The 18,416-nt window shown below is 54.2% G+C and carries 15 protein-coding genes and 2 pseudogenes; 9 read left to right on the forward strand and 8 right to left on the reverse strand.

What is annotated here, in order from left to right; all coding sequences use genetic code 11:
- Window positions 1-10: 10 nt before the first annotated feature.
- Complete coding sequence (locus tag ACK4HN_RS09210) at window positions 11-811, forward strand: molybdopterin molybdotransferase MoeA (protein ID WP_409869580.1); 801 nt, start codon at window positions 11-13, stop codon at window positions 809-811.
- A 17-nt stretch (window positions 812-828) separates the two neighbouring features.
- Here the strand turns inward: ACK4HN_RS09210 and ahcY are convergent, their stop codons facing one another.
- The 3 genes from ahcY to bchB all read right to left on the reverse strand — a co-directional run bounded on the left by ahcY (window position 829) and on the right by bchB (window position 4,148).
- Window positions 829-2,118 (reverse strand): adenosylhomocysteinase, encoded by a 1,290-nt coding sequence (gene ahcY / locus ACK4HN_RS09215; RefSeq protein WP_409869578.1) that lies wholly within the window; start codon window positions 2,116-2,118, stop codon window positions 829-831.
- Between the two features lie 50 nt (window positions 2,119-2,168).
- Window positions 2,169-2,549, reverse strand: coding sequence for a hypothetical protein (locus ACK4HN_RS09220; RefSeq protein WP_409869576.1), 381 nt, complete (start codon window positions 2,547-2,549; stop codon window positions 2,169-2,171).
- 72 nt (window positions 2,550-2,621) lie between these two features.
- Entirely contained in the window at window positions 2,622-4,148 is a 1,527-nt protein-coding gene (bchB, locus tag ACK4HN_RS09225) for a ferredoxin:protochlorophyllide reductase (ATP-dependent) subunit B (protein WP_409869574.1), read from the reverse strand.
- Between the two features lie 197 nt (window positions 4,149-4,345).
- Here bchB and ACK4HN_RS09230 point away from each other — a divergent pair, with 197 nt between their 5' ends.
- The gene (locus ACK4HN_RS09230) at window positions 4,346-5,494 is read left to right on the forward strand and encodes a citrate synthase (RefSeq protein WP_409869572.1); all 1,149 of its coding nucleotides are present in this window, start codon (window positions 4,346-4,348) and stop codon (window positions 5,492-5,494) included.
- Between the two features lie 67 nt (window positions 5,495-5,561).
- The gene (gatB, locus tag ACK4HN_RS09235; protein ID WP_409869570.1) at window positions 5,562-7,160 is read left to right on the forward strand and encodes an Asp-tRNA(Asn)/Glu-tRNA(Gln) amidotransferase subunit GatB; all 1,599 of its coding nucleotides are present in this window, start codon (window positions 5,562-5,564) and stop codon (window positions 7,158-7,160) included.
- On the opposite strand, the gene ACK4HN_RS09240 is transcribed toward gatB, so the two are convergent.
- From ACK4HN_RS09240 to ACK4HN_RS09250, 3 genes are read right to left on the reverse strand one after another with little or no spacing between them, the layout of a single operon-like run.
- The gene (locus ACK4HN_RS09240; RefSeq protein ID WP_409869569.1) at window positions 7,143-8,660 is read right to left on the reverse strand and encodes an NAD(P)H-hydrate dehydratase; all 1,518 of its coding nucleotides are present in this window, start codon (window positions 8,658-8,660) and stop codon (window positions 7,143-7,145) included. The genes gatB and ACK4HN_RS09240 overlap by 18 nt on opposite strands.
- Window positions 8,657-9,796, reverse strand: coding sequence for an anhydro-N-acetylmuramic acid kinase (locus ACK4HN_RS09245; RefSeq protein WP_409869567.1), 1,140 nt, complete (start codon window positions 9,794-9,796; stop codon window positions 8,657-8,659). The genes ACK4HN_RS09240 and ACK4HN_RS09245 overlap by 4 nt, the downstream gene beginning before the upstream one ends.
- A 7-nt stretch (window positions 9,797-9,803) precedes the next feature.
- Window positions 9,804-11,528, reverse strand: a complete 1,725-nt coding sequence (locus ACK4HN_RS09250; protein ID WP_409877556.1) for an ABC transporter permease — start codon at window positions 11,526-11,528, stop codon at window positions 9,804-9,806.
- Window positions 11,529-11,674: 146 nt separating this feature from the next.
- On the opposite strand from ACK4HN_RS09250, the pseudogene ACK4HN_RS09255 reads away from it, so the two are divergent.
- The 6 genes and pseudogenes from ACK4HN_RS09255 to ACK4HN_RS09280 all read left to right on the forward strand — a co-directional run bounded on the left by ACK4HN_RS09255 (window position 11,675) and on the right by ACK4HN_RS09280 (window position 17,007).
- Window positions 11,675-12,814, forward strand: a pseudogene (locus ACK4HN_RS09255) (pyruvate kinase).
- Window positions 12,815-12,883: 69 nt separating this feature from the next.
- Window positions 12,884-13,603, forward strand: coding sequence for an SIMPL domain-containing protein (locus ACK4HN_RS09260; RefSeq protein ID WP_409869589.1), 720 nt, complete (start codon window positions 12,884-12,886; stop codon window positions 13,601-13,603).
- Window positions 13,604-13,612: 9 nt separating this feature from the next.
- Window positions 13,613-14,965, forward strand: coding sequence for a DUF3370 domain-containing protein (locus ACK4HN_RS09265; RefSeq protein WP_409869565.1), 1,353 nt, complete (start codon window positions 13,613-13,615; stop codon window positions 14,963-14,965).
- 71 nt (window positions 14,966-15,036) lie between these two features.
- Window positions 15,037-16,209 (forward strand): molybdopterin-synthase adenylyltransferase MoeB, encoded by a 1,173-nt coding sequence (moeB, locus tag ACK4HN_RS09270; protein ID WP_409869564.1) that lies wholly within the window; start codon window positions 15,037-15,039, stop codon window positions 16,207-16,209.
- Window positions 16,210-16,371: 162 nt separating this feature from the next.
- Window positions 16,372-16,839 carry a photosystem I reaction center protein subunit XI gene (locus ACK4HN_RS09275; RefSeq protein WP_409877557.1) on the forward strand — a complete coding sequence of 156 codons (468 nt, stop codon included), beginning with the start codon at window positions 16,372-16,374 and terminating at the stop codon, window positions 16,837-16,839.
- Between the two features lie 51 nt (window positions 16,840-16,890).
- Window positions 16,891-17,007 carry a photosystem I reaction center subunit VIII gene (locus ACK4HN_RS09280; protein ID WP_149820283.1) on the forward strand — a complete coding sequence of 39 codons (117 nt, stop codon included), beginning with the start codon at window positions 16,891-16,893 and terminating at the stop codon, window positions 17,005-17,007.
- A gap of 101 nt (window positions 17,008-17,108) precedes the next feature.
- Here the strand turns inward: ACK4HN_RS09280 and ACK4HN_RS09285 are convergent, their stop codons facing one another.
- On the reverse strand, window positions 17,109-17,642 hold the full coding sequence (locus ACK4HN_RS09285) for a tetratricopeptide repeat protein (RefSeq protein ID WP_409877558.1): 534 nt from the start codon (window positions 17,640-17,642) through the stop codon (window positions 17,109-17,111).
- Window positions 17,643-17,904: 262 nt separating this feature from the next.
- Window positions 17,905-18,416: pseudogene (locus ACK4HN_RS09290) on the reverse strand (hypothetical protein); the annotation flags it as partial.

An 18,416-nucleotide genomic window follows, 5' to 3' on the forward strand; every position in this document is an offset into this window, starting at 1 on the left:
AGGGAAAATAATGATTTCCGTTGACACTGCCGTTCACCTGATTCAGCAGCATCTGCCCAATTGGGGGACAGAGAAGATTTCATTGAGCCATCCTCGGTACAGCAGACTGGCGGTAGCCACTACCAGCGATCGCCCTTACCCCCCCATTGACCGCATCATGATGGATGGCATTGCTCTCCAGTGGGCAGCCTATGCCTCCGGTCAGCGCGCCTTTCTAATTTTGGGGGTGGTTCCTGCTGGGGAAGTGCCGCCAATATTGACGGATGAACAGGCCTGTTTTGAAGTGATGACAGGTGCGGCATTGCCCCAAGGCTGTGATTTGGTGATTCCCTACGAGGCGCTGGAGATTCAGGACGGCGTTGCCTATATCCACCACTCCCAACCATGGTCACCTTATCAATTCGTCCATCGCTGTGGTAGTGATGCCGCAGCCGGTCAACAGGTACTGGCGGCAGGTGCTCCACTGCATAGTCCGGCTTGGGGAATTCTTGCCTCTGTAGGGCAGGACAAAGTTTCTGTCCGTCGCACCCCGCGCACCCAAATTATTGCCACCGGCAATGAGCTGATTCCCCCCGACGCAGTACCCCAACCCTATCAACTGCGCATCTCCAATGCCTACGCTCTTTTGGCTGCCCTCAAGCGCCAAGGGTATGCCCACGTCAGCATCACCCATTTGCCCGATGATCCAGTGCAACTGGCAGCCCACTATCGCCAAGCGAGTCAAGAGTACGACATACATATACCTAAACATATATTCCCCCTTCCTGATTTAGCTCAAGAAGGGGCTGGGTTGGGTTCTGCTCTGATTTGAGGAGTGATGCAGCGGGCCTAGGTGCCGGAGGTCCAAGAGTTCATGTACTCCACCTGTTCAGGCGTAAGGATATCAATGGCAATGCCCATGGCTTGCAGTTTCAAACGGGCAATTTCCTGATCTACAGCAGCGGGAATGGGGTGAATCCCCGCAGCCAACTGACCTTTGTGTTTCACAAGGTACTCACAGCCCAGGGCTTGGTTGGCAAAACTCATATCCATGACGCTGGCGGGGTGGCCTTCAGCAGCTGCAAGGTTAATTAGCCGTCCTTCACCCAACACAATGATGGATTTGCCACTGGGGAGAATGTATTCCTCGGTGAAGTTGCGCACTACCCGCACTTCCTTGGCGAGGGTCTTTAGGGTGGCAAGGTCAATTTCAATGTCAAAGTGACCAGAATTGGCTACGATTGCCCCATCTTTCATGAGGGCAAAGTGCTCCGCCCGAATGACGTGCTTGTTCCCCGTCACGGTAATGAAAATATCGCCGAGGGGGGCGGCTTCGAGCATCGGCATAACGCGGAAGCCATCCATGACTGCTTCAATGGCTCGCACAGGATTAATTTCGGTGACAATTACATTGGCACCCATGCCCCGTGCCCGCAGGGCTGTCCCTTTACCGCACCAGCCATAGCCAGCCACCACAATGGTTTTGCCGGCAAGGAGAATGTTCGTTGCCCGAATGATGCCGTCTAGGGTGGATTGGCCGGTGCCGTAGCGATTGTCAAAGAAGTGTTTGGTGTCAGCATCGTTGACGTTAATGGCGGGGAAGGTAAGAACCCCCTCGCGGAACATGGCTTTGAGGCGAACAATGCCAGTGGTAGTTTCTTCGGTGGTGCCAATGATGTCGCTGAGTTGGTGCTGGCGTTCTTTCACCAAAGTGGCAACCACATCACAGCCGTCATCAATGATGATATTGGGACGGTGATCAAGGGCGATATTAACGTGGCGTCTGTAGGTCTCGGTATCTTCTCCCTTTTGGGCAAAGACCGGGATGCCATAGTTCACCACTAGACTAGCGGCCACATCATCTTGGGTAGAAAGGGGATTACTGGCAATGAGAACTGCATCTGCACCACCAGCTTTGAGGGCGATCGCCAGATTGGCTGTTTCTGTGGTTACATGGCAGCAGGCGGCTAGACGAATCCCCTCTAGGGGCTTTTCTTTCTCAAAGCGATCGCGAATTTGCCGCAGTACAGGCATTTCCCGACTAGCCCACGCAATCCGCTGCTGTCCCAAGGGCGCAAGGCTCAAATCTTTAACATCATGACGAACAGGGGCTTCAGATTTAGTCGGAGAAGACACCATACTGCAGTTCCCAAAAAAAGATTACGGCTCTCCATTATACGCAAAATGGCCTAGGGGGAATTCTTCCGCAGTGCCCAACTCGTCACCGTACCAGCGGGAATCACGGGCATATGAACCGTCCCAATTTCCAGCAAATGCCCCTTGCGATTGCGAAACTGAAAGGTGCAAACCTCCACCCCCACCAGTTGACAGCCCATTAGTTCGTTATAGCCTTGACTGAGCAGATAGGCCACAATTGGCGTCGTCGTTGCCGGATTCGCCATTACTGGATTGACGACGGGTTGCCAACCGCGCTCAATGAGACGTTGACGGGCATCGGTATAGCTCATGCCTTGGCGTAAACGGGGTACCCCCTGGGCAAGAGCACTGGGCGCAAAACCAACTGCTGCTGCTAGCAACCCAAGAGCAAGGATGCGTTTCAGCAATACCATAGAAATTGGTTGTTGAATGCTGGGTATTATACGCTGCAACGATCAGGTTCATGCAGGTTCTAGGGGTGAAACTTAAGCCCCGAGGGCTTCTTTGGCGGCATAGAGGACTTCTGCGGTGATCTCGTGAATTCCCTGTTCGCGAGCAAATTTTTCGGTGTTGCGCTTCACCTTGCCACGCACAAAGCCGGGAATCTTATTTAATTCCGCTAGCCCATCGGCTGTCCATGTCAAATCTGAGTCGGCGGAAAGTCCTTTGTGAATCACTTCTTTGGTGTCATGGCCACCAAAAATCTCTAGCAGATGGTCTTCCATACCCAAGGTGAAGGAGTTGTAGATTAAATCCACCAGTTGATTCGTGCCCTCATAGCCCAAGAACGGCCGATAGCCCACGGGAAAGTCTTGGATGTGCATGGGAGCCGCAATCACGCCACAAGGAATCTTGAGGCGTTTGCCCACATGGCGCTCCATTTGCGTGCCAAAGATGGCAGCGGGTTCAACACGGGCGATCGCGTTCGCCACCACTGTGTGGTCATCGGTAATTAGTACCTCGTCACAAAAGTCTGCCACCTCTGCGCGGAACCAGTCGGCATCGTATTTGCAATAGGTTCCTGCCCAAACAACGTGGATGCCCATTTCCCGACTGAGAATTTTTGTCATCGCCGCTGCATGGGTATTGTCCCCAAAGACAACGGCTTTTTTACCTGTGAGGTTTTGACAGTCAATGGAGCGGGAGAACCAAGCGGCTTGGGACACTTCCCGTGTTTGCTGCTCAATAAAGGCTTCGTAGTCCACATTTGCCCCCTGAGCATTGAGCACCCCTTGAATAGCACGAATACAGCGGGCAGTTTCCACCACGCCCATCGGCGTTATGCAGACGCTCGGTTGCCCAAATTCGCTTTCTAGGTACTGGGCTGTGAGGCCACCAATTTCCCGATAGGGGACAAGGTTAAACCATGCTTGGGGGAGTCGGGCAAGGTCGTGGACGCTGGCACCCGCAGGAATGACAAGATTTACCTGAATACCAAGGTCGGCCATGAGTTTTTTAAGCTCGCGGCAGTCGTGCTGGTTGTGGAAGCCAAGGGTGGTGATGCCGAGGATGTTGACGCTAGGGGTGGGGGTTTTGCTGGTAACGAGGGTGCCTTGGCAGCGAGCTTTGTCAATATAAAACCGCACAATTTGCTCAAGGGTGCGATCAGCAGCTTGCAATTCATTGACACGATAGTGATTGACATCCGCCAAGAGGACATCGGCAGTGGTGCTGAGGCTGGCTCGCTGCACAAAGTTTTGTAAGTCTTCCTGAAGAATGCTGGAGGTACAGGTAGGGGTGAGAACAATTAGATCAGGGTGTTCTTCAATATCTTTGCGGGTGATATTGTCCACCACTTTTTCTTGGGAGCCGCGTGCCAAGACATGGCGATCGACAATACTGGCGGTGACAGGCGTAAAGTCTCGCTCACGCTCGAGCATCGATCGCATGACGTTGAAGTAATCATCCCCAAGGGGCGCGTGCATAATGCCATGAACATTTTTGAAGGAACTGGCAATGCGCAGGGTACCAATATGGGCAGGCCCTGCATACATCCAGTAGGCAAGTTTCATTGCGTTAACTCCTTGGGCAAAGGCATTCTGCTATCCGATCGCGATTGTAGCGAGGCGGTTTGCCGGAGCCGACAAAACGTTGCAAAACTTGAAGGAAGTGGGAATGCAGCTTAACATACCAACATCTTTCCCCTCTCCCCTAAAATTGATAGATACTGCAATTCCAGTTCAGTTTGCCCCTTTGAGGACACCCACGCATGGTTGCTTGCGAATTTAGCCCCGGTCTTGACGGTATTCCCGTTGCTCAGTCGGCCATCAGTTACGTGGATGGCCAAGCTGGCATTCTTGAGTATCGCGGTGTCCCCATTCAGGAACTGGCAGAAAAAAGCACCTTTTTAGAAACCGCTTTTTTGTTGATTTGGGGCTACTGGCCGAGCAAGGAGGAGTTGGCGGCCTTTGAGCACGATATTACCTACCACCGCCGCGTTAAATATCGTATTCGCGACATGATGAAGTGTTTTCCGGAGAGTGGCCACCCCATGGATGCCCTGCAAGCCTCGGCGGGCGCCTTGGGACTGTTCTATTCGCGGCGGGCACTGGACGATCCAGAGTACATTCGGGCAGCCGTCATCCGTCTTTTGGCCAAAATTCCGACAATGGTGGCGGCCTTTCAACTGATCCGCAAGGGCAATGATCCGGTCATGCCCTGTGATGAACTGGACTACGCAGCCAACTTTCTTTATATGCTTAATGAGCGGCGTCCCGATCCCTTTGCGGCGCGGGTGTTTGATATCTGCTTGATTCTCCATGCCGAGCACACGATGAATGCCTCCACTTTCTCGGCGCGGGTGACGGCTTCGACCTTGACGGATCCCTATGCTGTCGTTGCGTCGGCGGTGGGAACCCTAGCAGGGCCGCTGCATGGAGGAGCCAATGAGGATGTCATCAATATGCTCGCAGAAATCGGCAGTGTCGAGAACGTCCGTCCCTATGTAGAAAAATGTATCCAGAATAAAATAAAAATTGCGGGGTTTGGTCACCGTGTCTACAAGGTCAAAGATCCCCGTGCCACAATTTTGCAGAAGTTGGCGGAGCAGTTGTTCGATAAGTTTGGGGGCGATCGCTACTATGACATTGCCCTAAAACTGGAAGAGGTGGTGGGTGAATACCTCAGCTACAAGGGGATTTATCCCAATGTGGACTTTTACTCTGGCCTTGTCTATCGGCGGTTGGGAATTCCTAGTGACTTGTTTACGCCTGTGTTTGCGATCGCCCGCGTGGCCGGTTGGCTAGCCCACTGGAAGGAGCAACTCGAAGCTAATCGTATTTACCGTCCTACCCAAATCTATACGGGTGCCCACAATCAGCCCTATGTGCCGATGGAGGAGCGCAATCATCGTTCTTAACCCTTGACCCTCAATTCCCCCCCTGACTAAGCTGCTTTATAGTGGCGGTACCCTTGCGGAGTTTTTCATGGCAAAGGCAAAATCAAGTAAACGGCAAGCATCAAAGACATCAAAAACGTCGAAATCCACGAAGTTAGCCTCGACACAACAGGCCGCAGCAACCGTTGCCCCTGAACCCACCGCCGTGGATCCCGCCAGTCTCACCTATGAGGCGGTAATCGGCCTTGAGATTCACTGCCAGCTGAGTACCCAAACCAAAATTTTCTCCCCCAGCTCAACCCAGTTTGGCGCACCCCCGAATACCAATATTGACCCTGTTTGTTTGGGTTTGCCGGGGACACTGCCGGTGTTGAATGAAAAGGTTCTCGAATATGCGGTGAAAGCGGGCTTGGCCCTCAACTGTCAGATTGCCCCCTACAGCAAGTTTGATCGCAAGCAGTATTTTTATCCCGACTTGCCGAAAAACTATCAAATCTCCCAATACGACCTGCCCATTGCCCGGCACGGCTACCTTGAGATTGAACTGGTGGACGAAAATGGCACGGCGCGCCGTAAAAAAATCGGCATTACTCGCCTGCACATGGAGGAAGATGCCGGCAAACTGGTTCATGCGGGGAGCGATCGCCTCTCGGGTTCCACCTACTCCTTGGTGGACTTGAATCGGGCGGGAGTTCCCCTTGTGGAAATTGTCTCGGAGCCAGATCTGCGCACGGGTCAAGAGGCAGCAGAATATGCCCAAGAACTGCGGCGCATTCTCCGTTACTTGGGGGTTTGCGATGGCAATATGCAGGAGGGGTCATTGCGCTGCGATGTCAATATCTCCGTGCGTCCCGTGGGCAGCAACACTTTTGGCACGAAGGTGGAGATTAAAAACATGAACTCCTTTAGTGCCATTCAACGTGCCATTGATTATGAAATTGAGCGGCAAGTGGCTGCCCTCAAAGCGGGGGAACCCATTGTGCAAGAAACCCGCCTCTGGGATGAGGCCACGCAGCAAACGCGCACCATGCGCGTCAAGGAAGGCTCCAGTGACTACCGCTACTTTCCCGAACCCGATCTGGGTCCCATTGAAGTCAGTGCTGAGCAATTGGCGGCATGGCGGGCAGCGCTGCCGGAGCTGCCGGCGCAAAAGCGTCATCGCTACGAGACGGTGTGGGGCTTACCCCCCCAAGATGCCCGCGTCCTCACCGATGAGCGAGCGGTGGCCGAATACTTTGAAGCCACGGTTGCTGCTGGGGCGCCTCCGAAACTGGCGGCCAACTGGATCATGGGGGATATTACCGCCTATCTCAAGGAGCAAAAACTGGGAATCGAGACCCTGCCCTTGCAACCGACTGAATTAGCGGAACTCATCCACCTGATTGAGGCCGGCACCATTAGCAGCAAAATGGCCAAGGATTTGCTGCCTGAACTGCTTGCGCAGGGTGGCTCCCCAAAAGCCCTAGTGGAGAAAAAAGGCCTCAGCCAAATCTCCGATGTGGCTACCCTCGAGGCGGTCATTGATGAGGTGCTGGCGGCTCACCCCAGGGAGCTAGAGCAATACCGTGCGGGTAAGACAAAACTACAGGGCTTCTTTGTCGGCCAAGTGATGAAAAAAACGGGTGGACGGGCCGATCCCAAGCTGACGAATCAACTCTTGGTGCAAAAGCTAAACGCCAGCAGTTAGAGCCGCCTGAAGGGTTGGCAGCAGGTGGGCAATCAGGTGTTCGGGATGGACGCCTAGGGAAGTTACCTGTCGTTCTGCTTGGATTGCAGCTTGGGCATGCCACCAGACACCACCACACGCGGCAGCAAGGGCTTCCTGCTGGGCTAAAAGACCGCCAATAAGCCCCGTGAGGACATCGCCGCTACCTCCTCGCGCAAGGGCAGGGGTACTCTGGGGATTGATCCAGAGATTGCCCTGGGGAGAGGCAATGGCTGTGCGCGCCCCCTTGAGAACCACAATGGCGTTACTGCGAGCTGCGGCTGCTGTGACTTGGTCAAGGCGATCGCCTGCGGCAGTAACAAGATCGGCAAAAAGGCGCCGAAACTCGCCGTAGTGGGGGGTCAAAATCGTGGGATGTGGCAACGGCCAAGGGGTGAGTTTGGCTAGGATATTCAAAGCATCCGCATCCAAGACCAGCGATCGCCGAGACTGCAAAACCGCTTCTACCACCGGCACCGCCTCAGGGGTCAACCCCGGGCCGCAGGCAATGGCAGAAAATTGGGCTAAATCTAGGCTCTCTGGCAAGCGGGCGATCGCCCCCCCAGCTGTTTCGGGGCAGCCGACGACAACGGCATCGGGAACGCGCATTAAGAGAAGGGGCTTCAGAGACTGCGGCACCGCCACCACCAGCATCCCCACGCCGCTACAGCGGGCAGCAAGGGCACTGAGGAGAATACTGCCGCCAAACTGAGCCGAGCCGCCAATAAGTAAAAGCTGACCCTGCTGATACTTGTGGGTAATGGGCGATCGCCCCAACGGCAAACTTTGCCAACAGGAAGCGTCTAGGCAATATCGCCGAGGCGCAGTGGCCAACGCCGCTTCAATCACTGCGGCGGGAATATCAAAGGGGATTAACAGCCCCTGCCCCACCCAAGGCTGTGCCTCTTCCACCAGTAGTCCGCGCTTCCACAGTCCTAAGCAGAGGGTGCGATTGGCCTGAATTGCCCTGCCCAACACTGCCCCCATGTCACTGTGTAGCCCCGAAGGCACATCAATACTCACCCGTGGCTGTCGCCAAGTGTTGATCTGATCAATGGCATCGGCAAGGTCGCCCGTCAGTTCCCGCTCTAGGCCAAAGCCAAACAGGCCATCCACAATCAGGTCAACCGCTTGCAAGCTGTCCACCGCCTCCACAAAGGGCAGACCAAGAAAGCGAGCATAGCGGGCATGATCCGCCGTCAGGGGCTTCAAACGTTCAAAGGGCTGCCAGACTTTCACTCCATAGCCCTGGTGCCATAGCTCCCGTGCCACCACCAAAGCATCACCGCCATTGTGCCCCGGACCGGCCAAAACCCCCACATGGGGATACCGTGCCCTTGGAAACTCCCTCTGGAGAAAATCGCTGAGGCGCTGTCCCACCTTTTCCATGAGGGCAGGCACCGGGAAGCCGGCCTTGAACATTGCCCCCTCAATGGCCTGCATTTCGGCAGTGGTGACAATGGCTGGAAGGGTTCTTTTCATCGCTGTCCAATCCATCGCTGACCTAGGGGAACCGCTTGACGTGCACCCGTGACTTGGGGCAAATTTCCCGCCACGCCCAATTCATGCCAGTAGGCGAGAATCGCAAAGGCAATCGCCTCTTTCGCATCCACCGGTACGCCAGCCGTCGCAGTGGTTTCGACTGGAATCTCTCCTAAATGCACTTGAAGGCGCTCCTTGAGAAAACCATTATGGGCACCGCCGCCACAGAGGAAGACCCGCTGCGGTTTTTGGGGCAAAAATTGGCGATAGCTCTCAACCATACTGCGGGCCGTAAATTCGGTCAGTGTGGCCAGAAGATCCGCAGGTGCTAAACTGGCAGCCTCAGTACGGCATCGCTGCCAAAAGGGCAAACCAAAGTATTCGCGCCCTGTGGACTTTGGCGGCGGCTGCTGAAAGAAGGGGTCTTGCAGCCAGTGCTCCACCAGCGGATCAATAATTTTGCCCTGCCGTGCCCATGCCCCATCGGCATCGTAGGTGAATTTACCCCCCGATAACTCGGTGATGGCCAAATCAAGCAGCACATTGCCGGGACCTGTATCCCAACCCATGACCCCTTTGCCGTCAGGATCCTCGCGTTGGGGCGGTAAGTAGGTGACATTGCCAATCCCCCCAATATTTTGCACACAGCGGACTTCCGTGGGATGGCTCAGCAGACACCAATCGATCCGAGGCACGAGGGGCGCTCCTTGACCCCCCAAGGCAATATCCTGAGCACGAAAGTTAGCAATGGTGGGAATGCCTGTGCGCCCAGCAATCCAATCTGCTCGTCCCAGTTGCAGGCTGTAGCCGAGGCGATCGCCCGTGGGGGGACGATGAAAGACCGTTTGACCGTGGGAGCCAATGAGATCTGCCCGTGGGTAGCCCTGTTGAACCGTTTCTGCCGCAAGAGCAAAGGCCTCGGCGATCGCTTCATCTAAGTCTGCTAGCTCGGCAAGGGTCAAGGGGGTTCCGCCACAAATTTCCAGAATTTGCTGCCGTAGGGCGGCGGGATAGGGCACTGTACAAAAGTTCAGCACCTCTACCTCAAGGTCGCGATCGCCCCCCTCTAACTCCACTAGAGCCGCATCAATTCCATCCACCGAGGTGCCGCTCATTAGGCCAATGACCCGCATCATCTAGCACCTAGAGCAGTTGATATTTGGTTTCTGCCAAGCGATAGAGGGGGCGCCAAACCAAACGGTTGGTCAAAACCACCAGTAACGACATCACTGCGGTGGCTGCCATCAGCAGAGGAAAGTCTCCCCGAACGCTAGCCTCGGAAATGGTGGCTCCCAAGCCAAGGGTCTGCTCCGTTTGATTCTGAAATTCCACATATTCACTGACGATGCTAGAGTTCCAAGCGCCGCCCACCGCCGTAATGATGCCCGTAATTAGATAAGGGAAAATCCCCGGCAAAATCAGGGTGCGCCACCGCTGCCACCAAGAGAGCTGATAGACCACCGCTGCTTCAAATAACTCCGTGGGAATGGCTTGGGCACCGGCAATGACGTTGAAGAGGATGTACCACATCGTTCCCAGCATCATCAGCGCCACGGAGCCAATCTCTAAGCCCCCGCCCACATTGGCGAGCGCTAACAGCAGCACCGGAAAGAGAGCTGTGGCCGGTACCGATGCCGCAATTTGAACAATGGGTTGCAACACTTGAGCAGCACGGGGATTGCGCCCGATCGCCACCCCCACTGGAACTGTCCACAGGAGCGATAGAATCAGAGCCACCACTACCCGCACTGTCGTCAGAACTGCCCCTAGACCAATTTGCTGCCAATCTTGCCAACTGACACCAAACATTTGCTGCAAAAAGGCGATCGCTCCCCAACCCACAAAGACGGCAAAAATTACCAAAATGATAGGGGTTATCGGCCAGTTGCCTTGGCCATGCTGGGGTGCGAGGGATTGACGTGGGTGTTTGGGGCGTAACTGCTCATCTAGTCGTTCCCAGACGGGGGCAAAAATATTTTGGTGGAAGGCTCGCAACGTGGGCGATCGCCGCAGGAAATCGAGCACGAAGGACTTCGGAATATTCTCCGCCTCCACCATCTCTATCTTGAACTTTTCGCCCCAAGCAATGAGAGGGCGCCACACCAAAATATCAATGACGATGATGACACCAATCAGTACCGCAAGACCCCAGACCAACGCTGCATAATCCTGTTGGTTGGCGGCCTCGGCTAAGTAGGAACCTAACCCCGGCAACGTAAAGGTTTTCTCGCCAATGGTAAAGGACTCGATCGCCATCAAGAAAAACCAGCCCCCCGCCACTGACATCACACTATTCCAAATGAGACCGATCGCACCTGCCGGCAAATCTAGTGTCCACACCTGCTGCCACCACCCCAGCCGATAAATTTTCGCCACCTCCCGCAGTTCTCGAGGCACACTGATGAGGGACTGGTAAAAGCTAAACGTCATGTTCCACGCCATGCCAGTAAAAATGAGAATAATTGCTGCTAGCTCTACACCAAGACGGCTCCCCGGAAAGAGGGCAATCAATGCCAGCACCACCCCTGGCAAAAACGACAGCACGGGAATGGATTGCAGAATATCCAGTAGAGGCAGCAGAATTTTTTCGGCAGTGCGGTTGTAGTAGGCAATATAGGAGTAAAGAATGCTAAACACTAAAGAAATAATGTAGGCAATGAGCATGCGCAGCAGCGTTTGAGCCGTATAATTAGGCAAGACTGCTGGACTCAGCTCAATGGTGATCGTGGGGTCATACCGTCCTGTAAACTGAGCAGCTGTGTTGACAATCCAAAAGATCAGGGCAATCAAGGCCAAAATTATCAGGCCATCTTGCCAAGTCCAAGCACGATTTAGCGTTTGATTGTCGGGGGTAAGGGGGCGTGCCATCGCGGCCTCCAGCAGTAGTCTCCACGAGGCAAATTATAGCCACATCCTTGGAGCCACAAAACTTAATGGCGAATGCAAGCCAGAACACCACCGGCTGCCCTGACCTATGCCTAAGATTTAGAGAGCATGAAGTTATCCCCGCTCCTATGCTTTTTCATCGCACCAAAATTGTCGCCACCATTGGCCCTGCCAGTCGATCGCGGGACGTGATTCAGCAGATGCTGGCTGCTGGCATGAATGTGGCACGGTTAAATTTCTCCCACGGCGACTACAAAGATCATGCCGAAACCATTGCCCTGCTGCGACAAGTAGCCAATGCAGAAGCAACGTCCCTGACGCTACTGCAAGATTTGCAAGGTCCCAAGATTCGCGTTGGCCAACTGCCCCAAGGGAGCATCAAGGGAGCATTGAATTAGTAGAGGGGGAGCAAGTCCACCTCGTGCCCCTCACAGAGGAAAAAACGCAAGGCATTGGCATTGATTATCCTTATCTTGCCGAAGAGGTGCAGCCGGGGATGCAAGTGCTCTTGGATGATGGCCTTTTGGAATTGGCGGTCGAGGCTGTTGAGGGAAATCGGGTCACCTGTCGGTTGGTGCAGGGGGGCACACTCAAAAGTGGAAATGCGGGTGGAGAAGGTACCGCTGCTGCAAAAGCAAATTATTCGTGAGTGCAACTACTGCAGTATTCCCGTGATCACAGCAACCCAAATGCTGGAGAGCATGATCCACAATCCCCGACCCACACAGGCGGAGGCCAGTGATGTTGCCAATGCCATTCTCGATGGCACGGATGCGGTGATGTTATCCGGAGAATCTGCTGTGGGGGCTTTTCCTGTGCAGGCGGTGAAAATGCTAGCGCGGATTACCGCGGATGTGGAGCCGCACCTTGAGTTTGAGAATATGCCTGCCTACCGCAATGATGAGACCCATGCCTTGGGGGAAACTTTGACAACAATTACCCAAATCCTCGACTTGCGGGCGATCGCCTGCTTTACGGAAACGGGCTACACTGCAACCATTGCCTCTGGAGAACGGGTAAAACCCATGATTGTCGCCTTTACCGATCGCCCCCGCGTTTATCACTGGATGAATTTGCTCTGGGGCGTGAAGCCAATTCTTTTGGAAACGCTCCCCCTGACCTTTGAAGGGATGATTGCCGTAGCCGAAACCCAACTCAAGGAGCGACAGATGGCCACCGAAGGCGATAAAATTTTGATTCTGGGTGGCATTCCGGCTCAAACGCCCCAAGGAACCAATTTTATTAAGATTCACACCATTTGTTCCTAAGGAGGAACAGCGCCCCATCCACGGCGGTCTGGAGAAACGAGAAGTTTACAAGTGTTTGAGTGAACTGTGGTGAATACCGCTATAAAAGAGACACTGGCGCCTATCTATACCCTTGGTCTTGCCGCTCTTCTGTTTGGGGGGGCGGTTGTGATCGCTAAGCAACCCGCTATGGGTCAAGAAGCCCAACGTATCCTCATGGTCACCGGTCGGGGCACAGAAGCCATTTCCGCTACCCTTGCCCAAGTCAGCCTTGGGGTCGAGGTGCAAGGCCGTACAGCTCAAGAGGTGCAGCAGGAGGTGGCGCGGCGAGCCAACGCCGTTTTGGCGGTACTACGGGGACGGGAAGTCAGTCAACTGCAAACGACGGGCTTGAGTCTCATGCCCAACTATGAATACAAGGAGAATCGGCGGATTTTGCTAGGCTACATCGGTCGCAATACTGTGAGTTTTCGCATTGCCAGCGATCGCGTAGGACCCCTGCTGGACGCTGCGGTGCAAGCCGGCGCAACCATGATTGAGAATATTAGCTTTACGGCACCAGAGGCTACCATTGCTGCTGCCCAACGCACTGCCCTGCAGCGAGCCACCCAAGATGCCCAAAGTCAAGCTCAAGCGGTGCTCAGTGCCCTCAATCTGCAACCGCGCCAAGTGGTGAGCATTGAAATTCATCAGGCGGCACCCCCGCCAAGACCCCTTGCCGTTCGCGCAGCAACCATGGCCGATAGCACCCCTGTCGTGTCGGGGGAATTACAGGTGGAGGCCAGTGTCACGCTGCAAATTAGCTACTAGGTCTGGGTAATGTCTGTTAATTTCCGTGGGTGGTTGGCGAGCTGTGGGGCCTTGGTTGTCATTTCCCCAGTGCTGGCTCAGGCGCCGGCAACGATTGAAAAACCGCAAAAAGTGCTGCCTTTACCGGGTGTCCTTGATCAGGTGCCGGTGTTTAATAGCAACAGCCCAGAGGTAGTGCAGCGACCGGGCATTCTCCTGTCCACCTTTCCGCCAGCGGTCAAAGCAGCCCCCAATGCCCACCTGAACTTTGCCTTTCGCGATCGCTTTGATATTTTTGCTCACCATATTGCCAAACCCCTTGATCCGCAGGATCTCACGACCCTCTACCTAGGAATTCTTGCCTACAATCCCAGTTCTGAACCGGTAACGGTGAATTTGATCCATGCCGCCAGTTACTTGAGTCAGCCGGATGCCCCCTTTCGTCCCTTGCCGAATCAGCAGGCGAATGATCTCGGTCAAGTTTTTGCTGGTCCGGGCGATCGCGTCATGCTGGATATTTTGCGACAACGGCGGCAGGCGGGCTGGCCAGCACAAATCGTTATTCCCCCCCGCAGTTATGCCCTGATCGCCAATTTACCGATTCCTGTTAAGGGACTCGACCCACCCCTCAATGGTCGTTCGCTACTGATTCGCGCCCGCAGTAGCGGCAACATCTACCTCGCCAGTTTAGCCCGCTTTGGCAATGAACCGCCGACCCTCGAGCAATGGCAGCAGACGCTGATAGAAGGGACATTGGTTACCCCCCGCGATCGCCCTCCCACCCCTCCCGATCAAGGGGGCAGCATTGTCTATGGCCGCGTTGCAGGTGTCGCCCTTGGCTCCCGCTGGCACAATCCCCAACAGCAACCGATGCCGATTCCCGCAGTGGGCAACGCTTTTTCCTATCCCATCAGTTCCTTGCTGGCAGGGCGCTTGGGCAGCGGGCAAGTGCAAACGGCTCCTTTGGTGCGGCGTTATCCCGATACGGCCTATGCTGCCCATGGCAATTATGGCGTTGAATACGACTTGATTCTACCGTTGAAAAATACCAGCGATCGCCCCCAGACCGTGCGCCTTGCCCTCCAAACCCCCATCAAGTTCGACGCCCCCGCTAGCGGCTTACGGTTCTTTGCTGAACCACCCAACCGCATCTTTTTCCGAGGCAGTGTCCGACTGCGTTTCCGCGATGATCAAGGCACCCCCCAAAGTCGGATCATTCACCTTGTCCAACGCCAAGGCCAGCAGGGGGAGGATCTCGTGCGGCTAACACTACAACCCCAAGAAACCCGCTGGGTACAGTTCACCCTGCTCTATCCGCCGGATGCGACCCCCCCCCAAGTGTTGACAATTGAAACCTTGGCAGATCCGCTGTCGCGCCCCTGAGTAAAATAAAAAGCATCCCCTCACCCTTGCTGATCGGGTTAGATCAGCCGCATTTTTTATGAAGGGCTACCATGCTAAATCCAGATCTTTCTACGATTGAACTCACGAAAGACGACTATGAGCGCTATTCCCGCCATTTAATTTTGCCGGAGGTGGGTGTTGAGGGTCAGAAACGCCTCAAAGCTGCTAGTGTGCTGTGCATTGGCACGGGTGGATTGGGATCACCTCTGCTGCTTTATCTCGCCGCTGCCGGTATTGGCCGCCTTGGCATTGTCGATTTTGATGTGGTGGATAGCTCCAATTTGCAACGGCAGGTGATCCACGGCACCTCTTGGGTGGGCAAGCCGAAAATTCAATCTGCCAAGCACCGCATCCTTGAGATCAATCCCTACTGTCAAGTGGATCTCTACGAAACTCGCTTGAGCGCCGCCAATGCCCTCGAGATTATGGCGGACTACGACATTGTGGTGGATGGCACCGATAACTTCCCCACCCGCTACTTGGTAAACGATGCCTGTGTGCTTCTCAATAAACCCAATGTCTATGGTTCTATCTTTCGCTTTGAGGGCCAAGCCACGGTCTTTAACTATGAAGGCGGCCCTAACTATCGTGATCTCTATCCCGAACCGCCGCCACCGGGTCTAGTGCCCTCCTGTGCGGAAGGGGGCGTTCTGGGGATTTTACCGGGTATTATTGGCGTCATCCAAGCCACGGAGACGATTAAAATTATTCTTGGCAAAGGCACAACCCTCAGTGGCCGCCTCTTGCTCTTCAATGCCCTAGAGATGAAATTCCGTGAACTCAAGCTGCGCCCGAACCCCGAACGGCCAGTCATTGATAAGCTCATTGACTACGAAGAATTCTGTGGCATTCGCCAAGCCAAAGCACAGGAGGCCGCCCAAATGGCAGAAATTCCCGAAATGACGGTGCAGGAACTCAAGGCCCTCATGGACAGCGGTGCTCAAGATTATGTGCTAGTGGATGTGCGCAACCCCCATGAGTACGAAATTGCCAGGATTCCCGGCTCTGTACTCGTTCCCCTATCGGAAATTGAAAATGGCCCCGGTGTGGAGAAAATCCGCAATCTGGTGAATGGCCATCGCCTCTTGGTGCACTGCAAGATGGGGGGTCGCTCTGCGAAAGCCTTGGGCATCCTCAAACAGGCTGGCATTGAGGGGATCAATATCAAAGGGGGCATCAACGCTTGGAGTCGCGAAATTGATCCCAATGTGCCCACCTACTAATTCCCCAAGAGGGGCGAGACGGCGTAAGGGGATGTTGCGATACATGAACTTTCTTGAAGAGATGAGCGCTCTCTCTCGCGCGATCGCCCGCCCTTGCCTAGAATAACCACTTAGGTCTGTGCCTGTGCGCGGACATGACGGAATGCTAGGGAAATAAAAATCATGGCAGAAGAACTGGTTAAGCCATACAATGGCGATCCCTTTGTGGGACACTTGTCAACACCCATTTCTGACTCTGGCCTCGTGAAGACGTTTATCGGTAATCTCCCCGCCTATCGGCAAGGCCTCTCCCCCATTCTGCGGGGCTTGGAAGTGGGCATGGCTCACGGTTATTTTGTGATTGGGCCTTGGGTCAAGCTGGGTCCGCTGCGGGATTCCGATGTGGCCAACTTGGGTGGTTTGATTTCTGGTATTGCTCTGATTTTGATTGCCACGGCCTGCTTAGCGGCCTATGGTCTAGTCAGTTTTCAAAAAGGTGGCAGCAGCAGTGATCCCCTGAAAAGCAGTGAGGGCTGGAGCCAGTTTACCGCTGGCTTTTTCGTGGGTGCCATGGGGGCTGCTTTTGTCGCCTTCTTCCTCCTCGAAAACTTTTCTGTTGTCGATGGCATCATGACCGGCTTGTTTAACTAGCACCTTGGTCACACCTTAGATTTTGAACACCCGGAAGGAGAACCGCTGATTATGATGGGATCTTATGCTGCATCCTTTTTGCCTTGGATTTTTATTCCCGTGGTGTGCTGGCTGATGCCCACGGTGGTAATGGGGCTGCTGTTCCTTTACATCGAAGGAGACGCCTAAGCCGAGGGGTAGCTTATCCAGCTAAATACAAATAGTGATTGAGAACTGGTTGGGGATAGGCCTAGCCAGTTTTTTTGTTGATGGCTAGTTGCTGAAGTATCCTAAGCCGCTGCACCACTGAGTCCCTTTTTCAGGGAATTCACCCGCCGTTGGGCGATCGCGTTGTTGGGGTCGTATTTCAGCGTGTGCTGATAGGCCTCTAGGGCAGGCTGGACTAAATTCTTTTTCTCGTAGGCGTGACCAAGGTTATTGGCGGCGGTCACATAGTCTGGTTGATTTTTCAAGGCTTCTTTGTACTGGCGAATGGCCAAGTCATACTGCTCCTGCATAAAGTAGGCGTAGCCAAGGGCATTGTAGATCGGCGCAACATAGGTTTCCCCTTCGCTTTCAGCCGCCTTCAGAGCCTTTTGAAACAGGGGAATCGCTTGACTAGCGAGCTTCTTGGTGAGGTAGATGCTGCCTAGCTCAAAGTATTCCTGAGTGGTGCCCGGTTCCTGCTGGAGTTTGCGTTGGAGGCGTGCCAAACTAGACTCAATGCGACGGGTTTTGAGAATTTGTTTGACCACAAACCATGCTGAGACGCCGAGTAAAATAATCAAGACACTTAAATAAACCGCAGGTAAAGCATTCTCCATGGTGAGTCGTATCCCCAGTAACAACCGATCATTAAAATTGAGGCTCTACGCATTTATTCCTTAGGTCTATGATAAACAGAGGCGACCCGCTTAACCCCAAACATCTCACAATTTAAGCCACTGACTATGAATCCACCTGTGGTTCCCGGCAATCGTCCCCTTACTCCGAGGAAAAGGACGGAGGGGTCGAGGAGGGGGCACACTGCGGTGCACCTTACCCCTACGGGTCGAACAGAAACTGCTTGCTAAACCACTTGCCAGCCTAGGGATCACTTGTCACGGCAGCTTCTTCTTTTTTAGGAGACGTTGCAGCCACAGTTGGACTGGGGGCGGAACTAGGGGGAGGTGGCTGAGTTTCTGCTAGGGCAGTAGCATTGAGTGCTAAGAATTGCTGCTCAAGGTCTTGGCTTGAAGCTAAGAGGCGGCTCAGGATTTTAATGAGGCGGCGCAAATCAGACTGGAAGGATTGATCGCTGGTGAGTTTGAGCAAGTCATTCGTCAATTTTTGGGCATTGATAAATGTGGCGCGGGCGGCATCGAGGGTTTGGGCGATCGAGAGCATAATCATCGGACTATTGAGCGCTCCGGCAACTTTATTGAGATTGGCCGCCGCTTCCGCACCATTTTTAATGAGCCTGTCTAAATTAGCCAGCAATTCCCCCTGCTCTAGTTGATTGGTTAGGGGGCGAAGCGCCTTGAGTGTGGTTCTCAAATCTCGGGCAGCGCCATCAATGTTGCGTAAAGCAGAGTTAATCGTGTTGCGGTTGACCTCAA

Origin of the sequence: Thermosynechococcus sp. (assembly GCF_046299655.1) — a bacterium.
Taxonomy (GTDB): domain Bacteria; phylum Cyanobacteriota; class Cyanobacteriia; order Thermosynechococcales; family Thermosynechococcaceae; genus Thermosynechococcus.

What these genes read in the sequence shown, in the direction of transcription:
- ACK4HN_RS09210 (WP_409869580.1), top strand. Translation starts at nt 11, where the DNA reads ATGATTTCCGTTGACACTGCCGTTCACCTGATTCAGCAGCATCTGCCC.
- ahcY (WP_409869578.1), bottom strand. Translation starts at nt 2,118, where the DNA reads ATGGTGTCTTCTCCGACTAAATCTGAAGCCCCTGTTCGTCATGATGTT.
- ACK4HN_RS09220 (WP_409869576.1), bottom strand. Translation starts at nt 2,549, where the DNA reads ATGGTATTGCTGAAACGCATCCTTGCTCTTGGGTTGCTAGCAGCAGCA.
- bchB (WP_409869574.1), bottom strand. Translation starts at nt 4,148, where the DNA reads ATGAAACTTGCCTACTGGATGTATGCAGGGCCTGCCCATATTGGTACC.
- ACK4HN_RS09230 (WP_409869572.1), top strand. Translation starts at nt 4,346, where the DNA reads ATGGTTGCTTGCGAATTTAGCCCCGGTCTTGACGGTATTCCCGTTGCT.
- gatB (WP_409869570.1), top strand. Translation starts at nt 5,562, where the DNA reads ATGGCAAAGGCAAAATCAAGTAAACGGCAAGCATCAAAGACATCAAAA.
- ACK4HN_RS09240 (WP_409869569.1), bottom strand. Translation starts at nt 8,660, where the DNA reads ATGAAAAGAACCCTTCCAGCCATTGTCACCACTGCCGAAATGCAGGCC.
- ACK4HN_RS09245 (WP_409869567.1), bottom strand. Translation starts at nt 9,796, where the DNA reads ATGATGCGGGTCATTGGCCTAATGAGCGGCACCTCGGTGGATGGAATT.
- ACK4HN_RS09250 (WP_409877556.1), bottom strand. Translation starts at nt 11,528, where the DNA reads ATGGCACGCCCCCTTACCCCCGACAATCAAACGCTAAATCGTGCTTGG.
- ACK4HN_RS09265 (WP_409869565.1), top strand. Translation starts at nt 13,613, where the DNA reads ATGTCTGTTAATTTCCGTGGGTGGTTGGCGAGCTGTGGGGCCTTGGTT.
- moeB (WP_409869564.1), top strand. Translation starts at nt 15,037, where the DNA reads ATGCTAAATCCAGATCTTTCTACGATTGAACTCACGAAAGACGACTAT.
- ACK4HN_RS09275 (WP_409877557.1), top strand. Translation starts at nt 16,372, where the DNA reads ATGGCAGAAGAACTGGTTAAGCCATACAATGGCGATCCCTTTGTGGGA.
- ACK4HN_RS09280 (WP_149820283.1), top strand. Translation starts at nt 16,891, where the DNA reads ATGATGGGATCTTATGCTGCATCCTTTTTGCCTTGGATTTTTATTCCC.
- ACK4HN_RS09285 (WP_409877558.1), bottom strand. Translation starts at nt 17,642, where the DNA reads ATGGAGAATGCTTTACCTGCGGTTTATTTAAGTGTCTTGATTATTTTA.